This window comes from Mesorhizobium sp. 10J20-29, from assembly GCF_054130485.1.
The window spans coordinates 3,501,897-3,517,257 of the sequence record NZ_CP199156.1 but is presented as its reverse complement, the minus strand read 5'-3'; the positions used below and the strand labels follow the sequence as shown (position 1 = coordinate 3,517,257).

The 15,361-nt window shown below is 62.6% G+C and carries 19 protein-coding genes; 9 read left to right on the top strand and 10 right to left on the bottom strand.

Going from position 1 to position 15,361, the window contains the following annotated elements; translation table 11 throughout:
- Nucleotides 1-12 precede the first annotated feature (12 nt).
- From dhaL to ACT2BZ_RS16720, 8 genes are all read right to left on the bottom strand, one after another.
- Nucleotides 13-648 (bottom strand): dihydroxyacetone kinase subunit DhaL, encoded by a 636-nt coding sequence (gene dhaL, locus ACT2BZ_RS16755; RefSeq protein WP_457936261.1) that lies wholly within the window; start codon nucleotides 646-648, stop codon nucleotides 13-15.
- 7 nt (nucleotides 649-655) lie between these two features.
- Entirely contained in the window at nucleotides 656-1,609 is a 954-nt protein-coding gene (locus tag ACT2BZ_RS16750; RefSeq protein ID WP_457941358.1) for a dihydroxyacetone kinase subunit DhaK, read from the bottom strand.
- Nucleotides 1,610-1,652: 43 nt separating this feature from the next.
- Entirely contained in the window at nucleotides 1,653-1,856 is a 204-nt protein-coding gene (locus ACT2BZ_RS16745; RefSeq protein ID WP_457936260.1) for a hypothetical protein, read from the bottom strand.
- The gene (locus ACT2BZ_RS16740) at nucleotides 1,856-2,962 is read right to left on the bottom strand and encodes an ABC transporter ATP-binding protein (protein WP_457936259.1); all 1,107 of its coding nucleotides are present in this window, start codon (nucleotides 2,960-2,962) and stop codon (nucleotides 1,856-1,858) included. The genes ACT2BZ_RS16745 and ACT2BZ_RS16740 overlap by 1 nt, the downstream gene beginning before the upstream one ends.
- The gene (locus ACT2BZ_RS16735; protein WP_457936258.1) at nucleotides 2,959-4,047 is read right to left on the bottom strand and encodes an ABC transporter ATP-binding protein; all 1,089 of its coding nucleotides are present in this window, start codon (nucleotides 4,045-4,047) and stop codon (nucleotides 2,959-2,961) included. The genes ACT2BZ_RS16740 and ACT2BZ_RS16735 overlap by 4 nt, the downstream gene beginning before the upstream one ends.
- Nucleotides 4,047-4,997, bottom strand: a complete 951-nt coding sequence (locus ACT2BZ_RS16730; RefSeq protein WP_457936257.1) for a carbohydrate ABC transporter permease — start codon at nucleotides 4,995-4,997, stop codon at nucleotides 4,047-4,049. The genes ACT2BZ_RS16735 and ACT2BZ_RS16730 overlap by 1 nt, the downstream gene beginning before the upstream one ends.
- A 3-nt stretch (nucleotides 4,998-5,000) precedes the next feature.
- Nucleotides 5,001-5,873, bottom strand: coding sequence for a carbohydrate ABC transporter permease (locus tag ACT2BZ_RS16725; RefSeq protein ID WP_457936256.1), 873 nt, complete (start codon nucleotides 5,871-5,873; stop codon nucleotides 5,001-5,003).
- A gap of 91 nt (nucleotides 5,874-5,964) precedes the next feature.
- Nucleotides 5,965-7,374, bottom strand: a complete 1,410-nt coding sequence (locus ACT2BZ_RS16720) for an ABC transporter substrate-binding protein (protein WP_457936255.1) — start codon at nucleotides 7,372-7,374, stop codon at nucleotides 5,965-5,967.
- A gap of 364 nt (nucleotides 7,375-7,738) precedes the next feature.
- Here ACT2BZ_RS16720 and ACT2BZ_RS16715 point away from each other — a divergent pair, with 364 nt between their 5' ends.
- From ACT2BZ_RS16715 to ACT2BZ_RS16695, 5 genes are all read left to right on the top strand, one after another.
- Complete coding sequence (locus ACT2BZ_RS16715; RefSeq protein WP_457936254.1) at nucleotides 7,739-8,521, top strand: DeoR/GlpR family DNA-binding transcription regulator; 783 nt, start codon at nucleotides 7,739-7,741, stop codon at nucleotides 8,519-8,521.
- Nucleotides 8,522-8,548: 27 nt separating this feature from the next.
- Nucleotides 8,549-9,349 (top strand): class I fructose-bisphosphate aldolase, encoded by an 801-nt coding sequence (locus ACT2BZ_RS16710; protein WP_457936253.1) that lies wholly within the window; start codon nucleotides 8,549-8,551, stop codon nucleotides 9,347-9,349.
- Nucleotides 9,350-9,472: 123 nt separating this feature from the next.
- Nucleotides 9,473-10,300, top strand: coding sequence for a non-homologous end joining protein Ku (ku, locus tag ACT2BZ_RS16705; protein WP_457936252.1), 828 nt, complete (start codon nucleotides 9,473-9,475; stop codon nucleotides 10,298-10,300).
- A 9-nt stretch (nucleotides 10,301-10,309) separates the two neighbouring features.
- Nucleotides 10,310-10,483: a hypothetical protein gene (locus tag ACT2BZ_RS16700; RefSeq protein WP_457936251.1), complete on the top strand. Its 174-nt coding sequence runs from the start codon at nucleotides 10,310-10,312 to the stop codon at nucleotides 10,481-10,483.
- A 112-nt stretch (nucleotides 10,484-10,595) separates the two neighbouring features.
- Entirely contained in the window at nucleotides 10,596-10,844 is a 249-nt protein-coding gene (locus ACT2BZ_RS16695) for a hypothetical protein (protein ID WP_457936250.1), read from the top strand.
- Here ACT2BZ_RS16695 and ACT2BZ_RS16690 read toward each other — a convergent pair.
- On the bottom strand, nucleotides 10,819-11,070 hold the full coding sequence (locus tag ACT2BZ_RS16690) for a DUF6894 family protein (RefSeq protein WP_457936249.1): 252 nt from the start codon (nucleotides 11,068-11,070) through the stop codon (nucleotides 10,819-10,821). The two genes, ACT2BZ_RS16695 and ACT2BZ_RS16690, sit on opposite strands and share 26 nt — an antisense overlap.
- A gap of 94 nt (nucleotides 11,071-11,164) precedes the next feature.
- Here ACT2BZ_RS16690 and ACT2BZ_RS16685 point away from each other — a divergent pair, with 94 nt between their 5' ends.
- The 4 genes from ACT2BZ_RS16685 (at nucleotide 11,165) to ACT2BZ_RS16670 (ending at nucleotide 14,045) form a co-directional block, all read left to right on the top strand.
- The gene (locus ACT2BZ_RS16685; protein ID WP_457936248.1) at nucleotides 11,165-11,893 is read left to right on the top strand and encodes a Crp/Fnr family transcriptional regulator; all 729 of its coding nucleotides are present in this window, start codon (nucleotides 11,165-11,167) and stop codon (nucleotides 11,891-11,893) included.
- A 97-nt stretch (nucleotides 11,894-11,990) separates the two neighbouring features.
- Nucleotides 11,991-12,170: a hypothetical protein gene (locus ACT2BZ_RS16680; protein ID WP_457936247.1), complete on the top strand. Its 180-nt coding sequence runs from the start codon at nucleotides 11,991-11,993 to the stop codon at nucleotides 12,168-12,170.
- A gap of 110 nt (nucleotides 12,171-12,280) precedes the next feature.
- A complete protein-coding gene (locus tag ACT2BZ_RS16675; RefSeq protein ID WP_457936246.1) occupies nucleotides 12,281-12,793 on the top strand; it encodes a superoxide dismutase family protein in 513 nt (170 codons plus the stop codon).
- Between the two features lie 103 nt (nucleotides 12,794-12,896).
- Nucleotides 12,897-14,045, top strand: a complete 1,149-nt coding sequence (locus ACT2BZ_RS16670; RefSeq protein ID WP_457936245.1) for a mandelate racemase/muconate lactonizing enzyme family protein — start codon at nucleotides 12,897-12,899, stop codon at nucleotides 14,043-14,045.
- A gap of 102 nt (nucleotides 14,046-14,147) precedes the next feature.
- Here the strand turns inward: ACT2BZ_RS16670 and pcaF are convergent, their stop codons facing one another.
- A complete protein-coding gene (gene pcaF, locus ACT2BZ_RS16665) occupies nucleotides 14,148-15,353 on the bottom strand; it encodes a 3-oxoadipyl-CoA thiolase (protein WP_457936244.1) in 1,206 nt (401 codons plus the stop codon).
- Nucleotides 15,354-15,361: the final 8 nt, after the last annotated feature.

The window sequence follows — 15,361 nt, the reverse complement described above, 5'->3', positions numbered from 1 at the left end:
TCGCCGGCGTCATCACGCCGTCGCGGTGAATTCCTGCATTGCCTTGAGGATGAGCGAGATCGAGATCGCACCCGGATCGGGGTGACCGAGGCTGCGCTCGCCGAGAGATCGCGCCTTGCCGGTGGTGGCGATCATGTCCTTGGTCGCCTCGACGCCGGACAGCGACGCTTCGGCAGCCGCCGCCACGACCGCGGACAACCCCTTGCCGACGTTGCCGCGCGCGGCGCGGGCTGCCGGTCCGATGGCATCGATCATGGTCTTCTGGCCCTCGGTGACCCCGCCGCGCTTGATGATGGCTTCGAGACCGCTTTCAAGAAAAGCTGCAAAGCCATCGCCGTCGATCGCATCCTTGCCGGCGAAGGCCTTGGACCCGGCGCGAAACAGCGTGCCGAACACGGCACCCGCAGCGCCGCCTGTGTTGGACAGGATCGCGGTCCCGACCACCTTGAAAGCCGACTCGGGTGTATCGACGGATTGCGTCTCGAGTGCCGACAGCGCCGCCTCGAAGCCCCGCCGCATGCCGATGCCATGATCGCCATCACCGATCGCCAGGTCGGCGTCGGTCAGGAAATCGGTACGCTCTATGACGAAGCGGGAGACCGCTTCTAGCATCGCCCGGCTGGAGCCGGCATTAAGGGTTTCTGTCATGCTTGCCTCACATCCTCGAATAGCCGAGCGATTCCGCCGGCATGTCGAGATAGTGTTTCAACTCGTCGTCTAGCTTCATCAGCGTCACCGAAAAACCGGCCATCTCCTGCACGGTCAGCCAGGTGCCGATATCGGTGCGATGCACCTTGATGCCCTCGCGTTCGAGAATCTGTCGGATGCGGCGGTTGACGATCAGCATCTCCATCATCGTCGTGGCGCCAAGATTGTTGATGAGGAGCGCGACCTCGTCACCCTTGCGGAAAGGCAGGTCGGCCAGGATCTTTTCCATCAGCTCGTCTGCGACAGCGTCGGCCGGCTTCATCTTCTGGCGTGCGATGCCCGCCTCGCCGTGAGCCCCCATGCCGATCTCGATCTCGTCTTCGGCGAGTTCGAAGGTGAGCTTTCCGGTCTCGGGGATCGACCCGGCCGCCACCGCCACGCCCATCGAACGGACGTTGGCGACGGCCTTGCGCGCGACGCGCTCGACCTCGTCAAGGCTGTCGAGTTCAGCAGATGCGCCGCCGGCGATCTTGATCATGTAGATGTCGCCGGCGATGCCGCGACGGTCATGCGTGCGCTCCGGCGGTGCCGCGGCGACGTCGTCGGTAACGCGGACCGTGCGCACGTCGATGCCGTCATCCTCGAGCATCTCAGCGGCCATGTCGAAATTCATGTTGTCGCCGGCGTAGTTGCCATAGAGAAACAATACGCCCTTCCCGCGATGGACGGCCTTGGCGGCCTCGTAGATCACGTCGGGCGAAGGTGCTGCAAACACCTGGCCGCAGGCGGCTCCATCTCCCATGTTCTTGCCGACAAAGCCATGGAACAGCGGTTCGTGGCCGCTGCCTCCGCCAATCAGCAAGGCCACCTTACCGTCGGGAATGTCGGTGCGGATCAGCGCCGGCAGATTGTCGAGCTTGTAGAGCCGGCCGTCATTGGCAGCCACCAGGCCCTCGATCATTTCGGGCACGACCTTCTTGGGATCGTTCAGAATCTTCTTCGGATTAGCCACGGTTCTCTTCCTCCTCGCTCAGCCGCGCATCGGGCACGTGGTCCATGATGATGAATAGGACAACGCCGGCCAAGAGCACGGGAAAGCCGAATACAAACAGGGAATGGGTAAAGGGCTGACACAGCATTGCGAAGCCGCCGAGAATGAGCGCGGTGGCCAGGCGATAGAACCATGCCTTGGTGAAGAAGCGTCCCATCAGCCTCTTGCCTCCATCTGCGAGATGCGCCTGCCGCTGGCAGCATCGAAGAGGAACCCGCCACCCTGCGGGATGCGGAAGGAACAGGCGTCGCCCTGCGTGAACGGCATGGACAGCGGCACCACCTTGCGGAACGAGCCGCCCGGCGTGTCGACCTGGATCGCCCGCTCGAAGCCGCGATTGTCGACGGCATAGATCGTGCCCGTGCTGGCGCCGGCGGCATCGGCGACGCCGATCTCGATGTCTTCGGGCCACACGCCGAGCAGCACCTTGCCGCTGGCGGTCCCGACCGTTCCGAACTCGCCGATCGGCAGGCGCTGCTCCGCGCCCTTCACCACCACATGTCCATCGTCGACCGCCGCATCGAAGAAGGCCATGGACGGGCTGCCGATCAACTTGCCGACCATGACATTCGCCGGCAGCGCGTAGATCTCCTCGATGGTGCCCGACTGCTGGATGATGCCCCCGTCGATGATGCCGATGCGGTCGGCAATCGCGATGGCGCCGTGATAGTCGTGCGTGGCGTAGAGCATGGTCGACTGATGCTGGCGATGGATCTGTCGCAGCTCCGCACGCAAGCCTTCGCGCAGTTTCAGGTCGAGCGCCGAAAGCGGCTCGTCGAGCAGGAACATGACCGGCCGGCGCACCAATGCCCGGGCAATGGCGACGCGCTGCTTTTCACCGCCGGAAAGGGTGCCGACATCGCGATCCATCAGATGCGAAATGCGCAACAGCTCCGCCGTGCGGCCGACGCGCAGGGCGACCTCCTTCTCGTCCTCGCGAAACGCCGGAGAGCGAAGTGCAAAGGCTATGTTGTCCTTGACGTCGAGCACCGGCAGCAGGTTGAAGCCCTCGAAGACGATAGCAACGTCTCGGCTGGCCGGGTCCGCCTCGGTGACGTCGCGACCTGCCAGGCTGACGCGCCCGGCATCGAGCTCGATAAGCCCGGCAGCCGACAGCAGGGTGGAGCTCTTGCCGGCGCCGGTCGGCCCGAGAAGGGCAAAGATTTCGTTGTCGTTGACGGTGAGGTCCAGTCCGCGAAGCGCGGGTTTGCCACGATAGGCCTTGCGCAGTCCCTCCAGCGTCAGCATCGGCATCGCACTCATGCCGCCACCTCCGCATCGGCGCGCCGTCCGGTAGCAGCGTCGAAGAAGAGCAGACCTTCCGGCTCGAAATGCACGCGTCCGGCCGATCCGGCCGGAGACTGCCGTTTGTCCACGCCCTGGTAGATGCCGTCGCCGATGCGGAACGAGAAGAACCGTTCGCGCCCGACCGAGAAGACGTCGTCGACCGGAAGCGGGACACCCGTTGCCTGATCGTCAGTGAGGTGCACGTTCAGCGGACGGACGCCAAGCTTGAGCGGCCGCTTCGATGCCATGGCCCACTCCGGCAGCCGGTCGCGTTCGGGCGTCAGGGTGACCTCGCTTTCGCCCAGCCTGAGCCCGCCCTCGACCGGCACGAGGTTGATCAGGTTCATCGACGGCGAGCCGATGAACTGGCCGGCGAAGACGTTGACCGGATCGAAGAACATGCGGTCGGGCTGCGAAACCTGGACGATGCGGCTGTCATTCATCAGGACTATTCGGTCGGCCAACGACATGGCTTCGCGCTGGTCGTGCGTGACATAGATCGTCGTAACGCCAAGCTGGCGCTGCAGATGGCCGAGTTCCCAGCGCATCTCTTCGCGGAACTGTTCGTCGATCGCCGACAGCGGCTCGTCGAGCAGCAGCACGGCAGGGTCGCGGATTACCGCGCGGGCCAGCGCAACCTTCTGGCGTGCACCGGGAGGCAACGCGCCGGGATAGCGGCGGAGTTCGTCACCGAGCTTGAAGACGTCGGTTACCCAGTCGAGCTTGCGCGCAATCTCAGACTTGGCGATGCCGCGTGCCTTCAACGGGAAGACGATGTTCTCCTTGATGGTGAGATGCGGGTAGAGCGAAACGAACTGGAACACCATGGCGATGTTGCGCTCGCTTGCCGTCAGGTCGTTGACCCGCTCGCCATCGAACAGCACCTCGCCGTGCGTCGCCTTTACCAGCCCGGCGATGCAGCGCAGCGTCGTTGTCTTGCCGCAGCCCGAGGGCCCGAGATAGACGACGAACTCGCCATCCTTGACCGTCAGGCTGACATCGTCCACCGCCTTGAAGCTACCGAACTCGATGCTCAGGCTTTTCAGCGTAATCTCGGCCATCAGTACTTCTCGCCCATCTTGGTCAGGTGCCGGACGAGGATCATCGACAGGCCGATGATGATGACCAGCAGGATGACGGCGAGCGCCGACGCTTCCCCGGTGTAGAAATAGCTGAACGCCGTCTTGGCGACCGCAAACGACACGGTCTCGGTGCTGGAGCCCGGCCCGCCGCCGGTCAGCGCGACGAAGAGATCATACTGCTTGAAACTGTCGATCAGGCGCAGGATCAGCGCGATGAAAAGCACCGGGGCCGACATTGGCAGGGTGATCCTGAAGAAGCGGTAGGCCGGGCTCGCTCCATCGACTTCCGCCGCTTCGTAGATTGTCTCGGGAATGCCACGGAAGGCGGCGGTGGCGAGCAGCACGATGAACGGCGTCCACATCCAGGTGTCGGCGGCGGCCGCAGCCCAGAGCGCCGCATTGGTCTGGCCGAGCCAGTCGATCTTGGCGATGCCGACGGAAGAAAGCAGGAAGTTGATGATGCCCCATTCCGAATTGAGCATGTAGCGCCACAGGAAGCCGACGACGACCGGCGACAGCATCATCGGCATCATCAGGATGGTGAAGATGACGTCGCGGCCGCGAAAATTTTTCTGCATCTGATAGCCGACAAAGATGCCGATCAGCATCTGCAGGCTGACGCAGATGAACACGAACTTCCCGGTGAAGATGAAGCGCTCCCAGAGTTCCGGGTCGGAAAGAAGGAAGGTGTAGTTGCCGAGGCCGACGGGCTTCATCCCGGCCTGGCGCAGGGCCGAGAAATTGTAGAAGGAATAGTAGATCAGCGAGAAAATCGGATAGGCGACCATGAACAGCAGGATGGCGAGCGTCGGCGACAGGAAGCCGAAGATCATCAGCCGGCCCGACGAGCGCTTGCGCAACTCGTTCTGGCGCGTTGCGTGCGCGGCAGCCCGTGCGCCGGGGCCAGAAGAAGCGTTGGTGTCCGACATGGTCTAGCTCCGCCCCAGAACGCCGAAGGTCATGCCCATCAGGAGATGCTTTCGGATCAGGTAGAAGAAGATCAGCACGGGAATGATGAGGACGACGCCGGCGGCGCAGATTTGCGTCCATTCGATGCCGGTGGCGCCGGAGGCCGCGGAAATCTTGACCGGCAGCGTCTTGGCCTGGGTGGTGGTCAGGATCGATGCGAAGGCGAATTCGTTCCAGGCGAAGATGAAACAGAAGCCGGCGGTCGCGGCGATGCCGCCCTTGACCATAGGCAACACCAGCCGGGTAAAGGCGTACATGCGCGTGTAGCCATTGACGATGGCAATTTGCTCGACCTCCTTCGGCACGCCGTCGAAGAAGCCCTTCATGATCCAGGTGGCCAGCCCGACATTGGCAAAGATCGCCACGAGGACCAGGCCGAAGCGGGTGTCTGCGAGGCCGAGGCGGGCGAACATCAGGTGGTAGAAGACCAGGACGGCGACCGGCGGCAGCATGCGAGTCGACAGGACGAAGAACATGAAGTCGCCCTTGCCGATGAAGTTGAAGCGCGAGCAGACGTAGCCCGAAAGCGTACCGAAGAACACGGCGAGCGAGGTGCCGGCAACCGAGACGATGATGCTGTTGATAAGCGAGTCGAACACGCCGACGGCTGAGGCGCTATCCTTGGCGGCGCCGACGCCGAATACGCTCTGATAACCGCTGAGGTCGGGCGTGAAGAACAGTTTCGGCGGCATGGTGAAGAGATCCATGCGGCTCTTGAACGACGACAGGAGCAGCCAGAAGATCGGGCCGACATTGTAGATCGTGTAGACCAGCAGCAACCCGAGAACGAGCCATCTGGCGGCAAGATCGATCGTCGATGTCTTGGCGTGCGTCATGACGACTTTGCCTTTCGGTCCGGCTGGCGACGTCTGAGGTTAGGATGGAGCGGGCGCGCAGGCAAAGCCCGCGCGCCCTGGGAGGATGCCGCTATTCGACAGGAACGACGGCGTCGACACCGACCGGCGAAATCACCTGGTCGGGAACTTCAGGCGCGGCATCGCCACGCTTGATCTCGTAACCGGCGCGCTCGAGCGTGCGCTCGTTCTTCGCTGCCGCGTCCGAGAGAGCCTGCTGCACGGTCTTGGTGCCGGCGGCAGCGCTGGAGATCTCCTGCTGCAACTCGTCGAGCAGGACCGGATATTCCGGGAGGTGCCAGTAGTCGTTGAGATACTCGAGAGCGGTCGAGAACTGGCGGTTATAGGAGTTCAGCTTCTGCCAATCCGGGCTTTCCAGGACGGTCTTCAAGCCGGTCTGGCACACGGCAGCATAGCGCTTCTGCTGTTCAGGCTGGAAATACCACTCCATGAACTTGGTCAGTTCCGGGAGCTTCTTGGAGTATTTGTTGATGCCCATGCCCTGGCCGCCGACGGAGAACTGGCGGCGGAACTTGCCATCTCGGCCGACAGCGCCTGGCAGCACGGCAAAGCCGACCTTGTCGGCGAACTTGCTGACCTTGGGATCTGCGTTGGAGCCGTTGAAGTAGAACCACTGCATCGCCATCGCGACCTGGCCCTGCTGGATCGAGGTGTTGACCTCGTCAAAGCCCCAGTTGGTCGATCCGGGAGGACCGAACTTGAACATGTCGACATAGGCCTGGACGCCGTCGACCGATGCCGGCGAGTCGAGGTAACCCTTAACTTCCATCGTCTCGGGATTGTAGAGCTCGCCGCCGAAGGACCACAGGTAGGAATTCGACGCCGTGGTCGCGAAGTCATAGTCGCGGCCCCCCATCTGAGCCCAGCCGTAAAGGCCCTCGTCCGGACGCGTGAAGAATTCAGCGACGTCGCGGGCTTCCTGATAGGTCTGCGGAACGGCAAGTTCGCGGCCATACTTGGCCTTGAACGCTTCCATTTCCTTCGGGTCCTCGAACAGGTCCTTGCGGTAGGTCAGGCCGTATGCGTCCTGGTTGGCTGGCAGGCCGAAGAACTCACCCGACCCGTCCGGATACTCGCCATAGCGCGACAGCGATGCCGGCGGGAATATGTCGGCCTTGAGGTAATCGGACTTGTCGAAGATCTCGTTGAGCTTCACGGCGTGCTGAGCGAACTCGGCAGTCGACTGGCTGTCCCACATGGCGAAATCGAATGCGTCGCCCTGAATGGCGAACTCCGATGCGATCTTGTCGTGCCATTGCGGTCCGTAGGGGACGAGCGCGGGAACGATGTTGACCGACTTGTCCGGATAGTCCTTGGCGATTTCAACCAGCGCGTCGGCGCATGTGCCAGCGTGCCAGACAAAGGTGAGATCGGTGGCGCGGGCGCTGCCGGTTCCTGCAGCGAGAGCTGCTGCAAGTCCTGCCGCGGACGCCAAGAGGCGCGTGCGCATTGCCTTGTTCATGTAGATCCTCCACTGGGTTCGCGGGGCGCCGGGTCACGCTGGACCCGCCTCCAACCCCTCAAGGAGCCTAGGCATCGACGTTAAATTTATCAACTCAAAAGTTATAATTACCCAAAATTTCGTGATATCATGAGAATATGGCTGACAGGAATGTTCACTTAACACGGCCGGTTCGCCCCGACCGTCGCACTGCAGCATCCTTGGTTTTTAAGCATTTCTCCCGCTTTCTGGTGGTATTGGGTGCATTCGTCGAGCGCCTTCTCATTGCACCGCAGCATACAATTGTTGATAATTTAACATTTTTCTATAGCCAAGCCCGACGGTGATGTTACAAGTGTCGGACGGTTATGGGGAGGTTCCAGACGTGCAGGAAGAAGACGCTCAACTCTCCAAGGCCGACCAGCGGCGCGCAGAGATCATTCGCATCCTGATGGAAAGCGGTACCGCGCAGATCAAGGATCTGGCCACCTCGCTCGAGGTGTCTCTCATGACCATTCACCGCGATCTGAACGACCTGCAGAATCAGGGACTGGTCCGGCGGATCCGCGGCGCGGTCTCCGCCGAGAAGTCGATGCTGTTCGAGAGCAGCTATCTCTTTCGCGCCCGCCAGCACATCGAGGAGAAGCGACGCCTGGCACGTGCGGCGGTCGCCCACATCGAGCCCGGCAACGCGGTCGTCTGGGACGACAGTTCGACGACCTTCCAGGTCACAGAGTTCATCGAGTCGGTCACGCCGGTCACGGTCATCACCAATGCGCTGCCGGTGCTCGAAAAGCTCAAGGACGTACAGGGCGTGGATCTCATCGCGCTCGGCGGGCGCTATCACCGCGGCTACAACGGGTTCTTCGGGATGGCCTGCGAGAATGCCATCCGCTCCTACCACGTAGACGTCGCGCTGCTGTCGACGACGACGATCCAGAACCTCGCCCTGTTCACGCAAGACGAGCACGTGCTGCGCTCCAAGCAGGCAATGATGGAGATCGCGCGCAAGAAGGTCCTTCTCGTGGACGAAAGCAAGTTCCACTTTTCCGCGCTCAACTTCGTCGCCGACCTCAGGGCTTTCGACGTCGTCCTGGTCTCGGGCTCGGTCGATCGCGAGATCGTCGAGCGCATGAGCGATGGCGGCGTCAAGCTGCAACTGGTCTGACCCTCGCAACATCTGGAGACACTACCCATGGCCGATATTGGCAAGACCCGCAGGCTCGCGCGCATGTTCGATGCGCGATCGGGAAGGATGCTGTGCCTGGCGCTCGATCACGGCATGCAGGTCGGCACGATTGCCGGCATCGAGGATCCGGCGCGCCTGCTCGACGCCGCCATGAAAGCCGGGGTCAATGCCGTCATCGTCAACCCGGGCATGCTGGTGCGTCACGGCCACCGCTTTGCCGGCGGTCCGGCCGTCATCTTGCGCGTCGACCAGACGACGATGTGGCGCCACGGCACCGGGACCGGATACGCCGACACCCACAACCGCCAGGTGGCGAACGTCGAGGAAGCGGTGCAGATGGGAGCCGAGGCGGTGATCACCTACCTGTTAACCTGCAACAACAGGCCGGAAGAAGAAACCCGCTCCTTCGAGATCTCCGGCAGAGTGGCCAGCGAATGCCGGAAGTGGGGCCTCGTGCATGTTATCGAGGCGATGGCTGCCAAGGGCGGGTTCGCCCGCCATGACGACCCGGACGTCATTGCGATGAACTGCCGGATCGCTGGAGAAATCGGCGCCGACATCATCAAGACGGACTGGTGCAGCGACACCGCCCGGTTCCACGAGATTGCGACCCAATCACTGGCGCCTGTCGTTGTCGCGGGCGGTCCCGCGCGGGCGCGTTTCGAGGACACTCTCAACAATGCCCAGACGGCCATTGCCGCCGGCGCCACAGGCCTGATGTTCGGCCGCAACGTCTTCGAACAGCAGGACCCCGGCGCCGCACTCAAGCAGTTGGCGAAGGTCGTGCATGCGGACGTGCCCGGCTAGCGGTCGTGTTGCAGGTCCAGGCCCGGCTCGACCCGTCACGTCGCATTCACGCATGCATTCCGACCGGAGGGAACCATCCAAACGATCCATCGTTCAAGCCACTCCAGTCAGGGAGTATGGCGCATGGCTTCTGCACCGCGTGCAGCGTGGAAGGGATTTCTCCGGGTCGGGGCGGTTTCCTGTGGCGTGAAGATCGTCGGCGTCGTCACCGAGGCCGAGAAAATTCATTTCAACGTGCTGAACCGGAAGACCGGTAACCGGGTTCGCAGCATCTACGTCGACGAAGAGACCGACGAGGAGGTCTCGGCCGAAGAGCAGATCAAGGGCTGGGAGGCCGACAAGGGCGACTACATCGAGGTCGAATCCGATGAGATCAAGGCGCTCAAGCTGACGTCCGAGCACACGCTGGACGTGGACGACTTCGTGCCGATCGCTGATATCGACACGCGCTATCTGGAGAAGCCTTACTACCTGATCCCAGCAGACAAGCCGTCCATGGAGGCGTTCGCGGTTTTGCGCGATGCGATGGCGAACAAGAAGATGGCGGCGCGATCCTGCGTGGTGATGTACCAGCACGGCCATGAGGTCGTGATCCAGCCTTATGGCAAGGGAATGCTGATGTCGTGGCTGCGGCCGCATAACCAGACGGTTTCCGAAAGTTCCGTGTTCGACGATCTGCCGACCGGCAAGCAGGACAAGGAGTTGATGGAGATCGCCGGGCTGTTGATCGACAAGAAGCTGACCACGTTCGACACGTCGAATTTCGAAGATCGATACGAAGAGGCGCTGATCGAAATGATCGACGCCAAACGCAAGGGAAAGAAGATCCAGCGCAAGGCGCCGCAGGCGCCCAAGGAAAATGTCGTCAACCTTGCAGAGGTGCTGCGCAAGAGCCTGGAAAAGGAAGGCATCAAGTCGAAGGGGAAGGCGAAGAAGAGCAAGGCTGCTTAGGAGCACATCATGGCAGAGAACCACGAGCATCTTCCGACGCCCGGTGGGGACAATCCCAACGTCCGCTATCTCACCGAAAACACGGACCTGTCGCCACGGCAGGCACGTGAATTGATCGCCAAACATGGCAATGACCGCGAGGAGTTGCTCCGGATTGCCCGCAACATGAAGGCCGAAAGCTAACTGCCCTCGGCCTCGGGCCGGCGACCCTATCGCCTGTATGTCAAAATTAATTGACTGGTACCGACCGAGCCCGCCATCCTTCACCGCAGTTGGACCTGCCGCGGAGGATGCCATGGGTATCGAGAGCATTATCGAACCGTCGTCGCTATCGATGCTAGCCCGAGTGCTCGAAAGCCACTGCGGGAAACATGGAATCCTGCTGGAGGAGGCGCGCGATTCCGTGGCAGTTTCGGTAATCGAATTCTACCAGTGCGGATATCATCGCGAGGAAGACTTGCTGAACATGCTCGAGGAACAGGACAGGCCGCAATCCAGCAGGCATGGCAGCATTCAGGTCAAAGCCATTCCGTTTCAAGAGTAAGCCGGCACCTGAACACCGCCCTGCCCTGATCGTCGCGTACATTCACCTCGAAGAACCTGTTGTCCCCGTCAGGCAGTTCGTCCCTGGCGATCTCAGGCAAGGCATCGATGGCCTGGAAACGGGCCTCCTCGGGACCCGAGCATTCGATTCCCGTATCGTCGACCGAAAGGTCGTCGCCGTCCTTGATGTCGAAATAGTAACGAACCATGGGGGCGGACTGTTGCATGCCAGACAATGCGCTAGGTGAAGTCAAGGTTCCGCAATATTTTGAGCAACTTGGACCATCGCCGGCTCCGTACGCCAAGCCATGAAGGGCAATCATGACTCCCGCTATTGAACTGCTGTGCAGAGCGCTTTCCAGGCGGGATGGCCTTAGTCCTGAGGAGATCGAACTTCTCGCCTCTCTGACCCAGAAAAAGGCGACATTCGCAAAGGGCACGGAGCTGATTTCCGCTCATTCCCGCGCCTATTCCAGCTGCCTCGTCACGTCCGGCCTGACCGCACGGGCGGTGATGCTGGAGGACGGCAGGCGGCAACTGACCGCCCTGCACGTACCGGGGGACTTCGTCGACCTGCATGCCCTGCTGCTGAAAGTCATGGATCACAGCGTGGTGGCGATGACGAACTGCAGCGCGGTCTTCATCCCGCATACGGACCTGACGGCGCTCACGGAAAAGGCACCCCATCTGACCCGGTTGCTGTGGCTGTCGACAACGGTAGACGCGGCGATCCAGCGCGAGATGATCGCTTCGATCGGGCGGCGCACGCCGCTGAAGCATCTCTGCCACCTCATTTGCGAACTCTATCTGAGGTTCGAGGTAGTGGGCCTTGCAGAAAGCGGCCGGTTCCAGCTCGCGCTGACACAGTCAGACGTCGCAGACGTGCTCGGTTTGTCCGTGGTGCACACCAATCGGACAATCCGGGCTCTGAGAGCAACCGGCTTCGTCAGCTGGAGGAACATCGATATCGAGATCAAGGATTTCGAGCGCCTTGCCGATCTTGCGGGCTTCGACCCGACCTATCTCAGCCTGGTCTCGGAGCCCCGGTAGTCCACCTCCCTGTCGGAACGTCACGAGCGCCTCCTCGTTTGTTGCCTGCAAGCGCGACGCGGCGCGCGCAACTCAACGGGCTTGAGGAGACGTGACTATGGAATGGTTCATGAACTGGTGGTGGGCAACCGTCATTGGCCCGCTCGTTTTAATCGGCGTGATCGCCTATGCAGTCTCGAAGGAGCGGCGTCTTTCGCCCCGTGAAAAACAGGAGCAGCGCCGGGCCGTCGATCGGGTCTATGATGAACCGGAGCACGCCAGGGAGAAGCCGCGCTGAGACAGCCGCGCGCCGGCTGGCGCCTCCCCAGGGAGGACATTCCGGCTGCGGCCACGCTGAGCTTCAGGATCGCGGACGGGTGTACAGCACAACGTAACAGGAGGACTGAAATGGCCACCAGGAAACTCGCCATCGTCGCAGCAACCATGCTTGCCGGGAACGCCATGGCCGCCGAACCTGAAGCGCGAACCGCCAGCTTCGTTGACTCCAAGGGTCATGCAGCCGGGAGTGCCCAGCTTACCGCCATGCCTGCAGGCGGGGTGTTGATGCGGCTCGACCTCGTTGGACTGCCGGCCGGCCAATGGGTCGCCTTCCATGTGCACGAGACCGGCGCGTGCGACCCCGCAACCGGCCACAAGTCCGCCGGTGGGCATTTCAATCCCGGATCCAACGAGCACGGCTACAATGCAGCAGGTGGCTCGCATGCCGGCGACATGCCCAACCAGCAGGTTGCTGCCGACGGCTCGTTGCAAGCGGAGGTATTCAATCCAATGGTGACGCTGGACAAGGGCGAAGCAGGGATCGTCGGCCGGGCATTGATGATCCACGCAGGACCAGACGACTATGAGAGCCAGCCTTCGGGCGACGCTGGTGACCGGCTGGCCTGCGGGGTCATCGAGTAGCGGCCCTGCAACCCTGTGACCTACAGTTTTTCCAGCTTGCCAAGACGGGCCAAGCGGGGCGACGCTGTCAACGCCCGACATAAGCGATGAATCCCGAGACAACATGATCCGCATCGCCCGCCTTGAAACTTTCCACGACGAATTCGTCTGTTTCGTACGCGTTACGGCGGAGGACGGTGCTTTCGGCTGGGGACAAACCTCGACCTACAACGCCGACATCACGGCACAGGTTTTTCACCGGCAGGTGGCACCCTGGGCGCTGGGCGCCAGTTGCTCCGACATTTCGGGGCTGATCGGACTGATTGAAAGGCGCGAGCACAAATATCCCGGCAGCTATCGTGCACGGGCTCTGGCCGGGCTCGACACCGCGCTTTGGGACCTCGCAGGGCGCAGGGCCGGCAAGCCGGTAGCAAGCCTGATCGGCGGCGGACCCGGCCCGGTGCGCGCCTACGCCAGTTCCATGAAGCGCGACATCAGCCCGAGCGACGAGGCAGAGCGCCTGAAGCGTCTGTGCGGCGAGCGCGGCTTTACCGCCGCCAAATGGCGGATCGGCGCGGAATGCGGGCAGGATGTCGACGAATGGCCCGGGCGGACCGAAGAGATCATCCCGACGGTCGCGAGCGCACTTGGCGACGGCATCGAGAAGCTGGTGGATGCGAACTCCGCCTTTTCCGTTTCCCGTGCCATCGACGTGGGGCAGATGCTGCAGGCAAACGGCGTCGTCCACTACGAGGAGCCTGTTCCCTATTGGGATCTCGACGCAACCCGCGCCGTGACCGAGGCGCTGCAGATCGACGTCACCGGCGGCGAACAGGATTGGGAGATGGCCACCTGGGCCCGCATGATCGCCATGCGCGCGGTCGATATCGTCCAGCCTGACGTGATGTATATGGGCGGCCTGTCCCGGACCCTGGAAGTCGCCGGCATGGCGGCTGCGGCCGGTCTGCCCTGCACGCCACACAGTGCCAACCTATCGCTGGTGACAATGTGCTCAATGCATATGCTCGCGGCGATTCCGAACGCCGGCAAGTATCTCGAGCTCTCCATCGAAGGAGACGACTACTATCCCTGGCAGCGCGACCTGTTCCTGGGTTCGCCCTTTGCCGTCGAGGACGGATGCGTGCGTGTCCCCGAGGAGCCGGGCTGGGGTGTCGAAATCAACCCGGCGTGGCTAGACGGGGCTGCCTACCGCGACAGCGCCGCGGAAGCCCAACAGCCTAGCGCCTATGCTTCGCTTTATCACAAGCGATGAGTCTCCTGACCGGTCTCATGCCCGACATCCGGCAGACCTGCTGCGCGAAACTCCCGACTGCCTGGCTCGGACTGCCGCTGCCGTGAGCACAGCCGGCATGGTTCACACCCGTTCGAGCGCGATCGATATGCCCTGACCAACGCCGATGCACATGGTCGCCAGCGCCAGTTTCGCGTCACGGTGATGCAGTTCGAGCGCTGCCGTGCCGGCGATGCGGGCGCCCGACATACCGAGAGGATGGCCGAGCGCAATGGCGCCGCCGTTCGGATTGACGTGCTCGGCGTCCTCGGCAATGCCGAGGCGGCGCAGGACCGCAATCCCTTGCAAAGCGAAGGCTTCATTGAGCTCGATGACGCCGAAATCCTGCGGCTTGAGGCCGAGCCGGGCGCAAAGTCTTTCGGTCGCCGGCGCCGGACCGATGCCCATGATGCGCGGCGCGACGCCGGCGGCAGCGCCGCCAAGAACTCGGGCGATCGGCGTCAGGCCGTATTTCCTCACGGCCGCCTCCGAGGCGACGATCAACGCCGCTGCGCCGTCGTTGACGCCGGAGGCATTGCCGGCCGTCACGGTCCCACCCTTGCGAAACGGCGTCGGCAGCTTTGCCAACGCCTCGATTGTGGTACCGGCGCGAGGATGTTCGTCCTTAGTGACGGCGACGGGTTCGCCCTTGCGCTGCGGGATCGCCACCGGCGTGATCTCGCGCGCCAGGCGTCCATTGCCCTGCGCGGCGACGGCCTTCTGCTGGCTGCGGACGGCAAAGGCATCCTGGTCGACACGTGAGACGGAAAATTCCTCGGCGACATTTTCGCCCGTCTCGGGCATGGAATCGACGCCGTACTGCGCCTTCATCAGCGGGTTAACGAACCGCCATCCGATCGTGGTGTCGAAGATCTCGGCATTGCGCGAGAAAGCCGTCTCGGCCTTGGGCATGACGAAGGGCGCACGGCTCATCGACTCGACGCCGCCGGCAATCATCAGCTCTGCCTCGCCCGCCTTGATGGCGCGCGCCGCGATGGTCAGCGCATCCATGCCCGAGCCGCACAGGCGGTTAACCGTGGAGCCCGGCACCTCCTGCGGCAGGCCGGCCAGAAGCAGCGCCATACGCGCAACGTTGCGATTGTCCTCGCCGGCCTGGTTGGCGCAGCCCATCACCACGTCGTCGACGGCCGCCCAATCGACATCCGGATTGCGCTCCATGAGCACCTTCAGGGGGATGGCGGCGAGATCGTCCGGTCGCACCGAGGCCAAGGCGCCGCCGAAACGCCCGATCGGTGTACGGATGTAGTCGCAGATATAGGCTTCGGTCATGTGTTGCT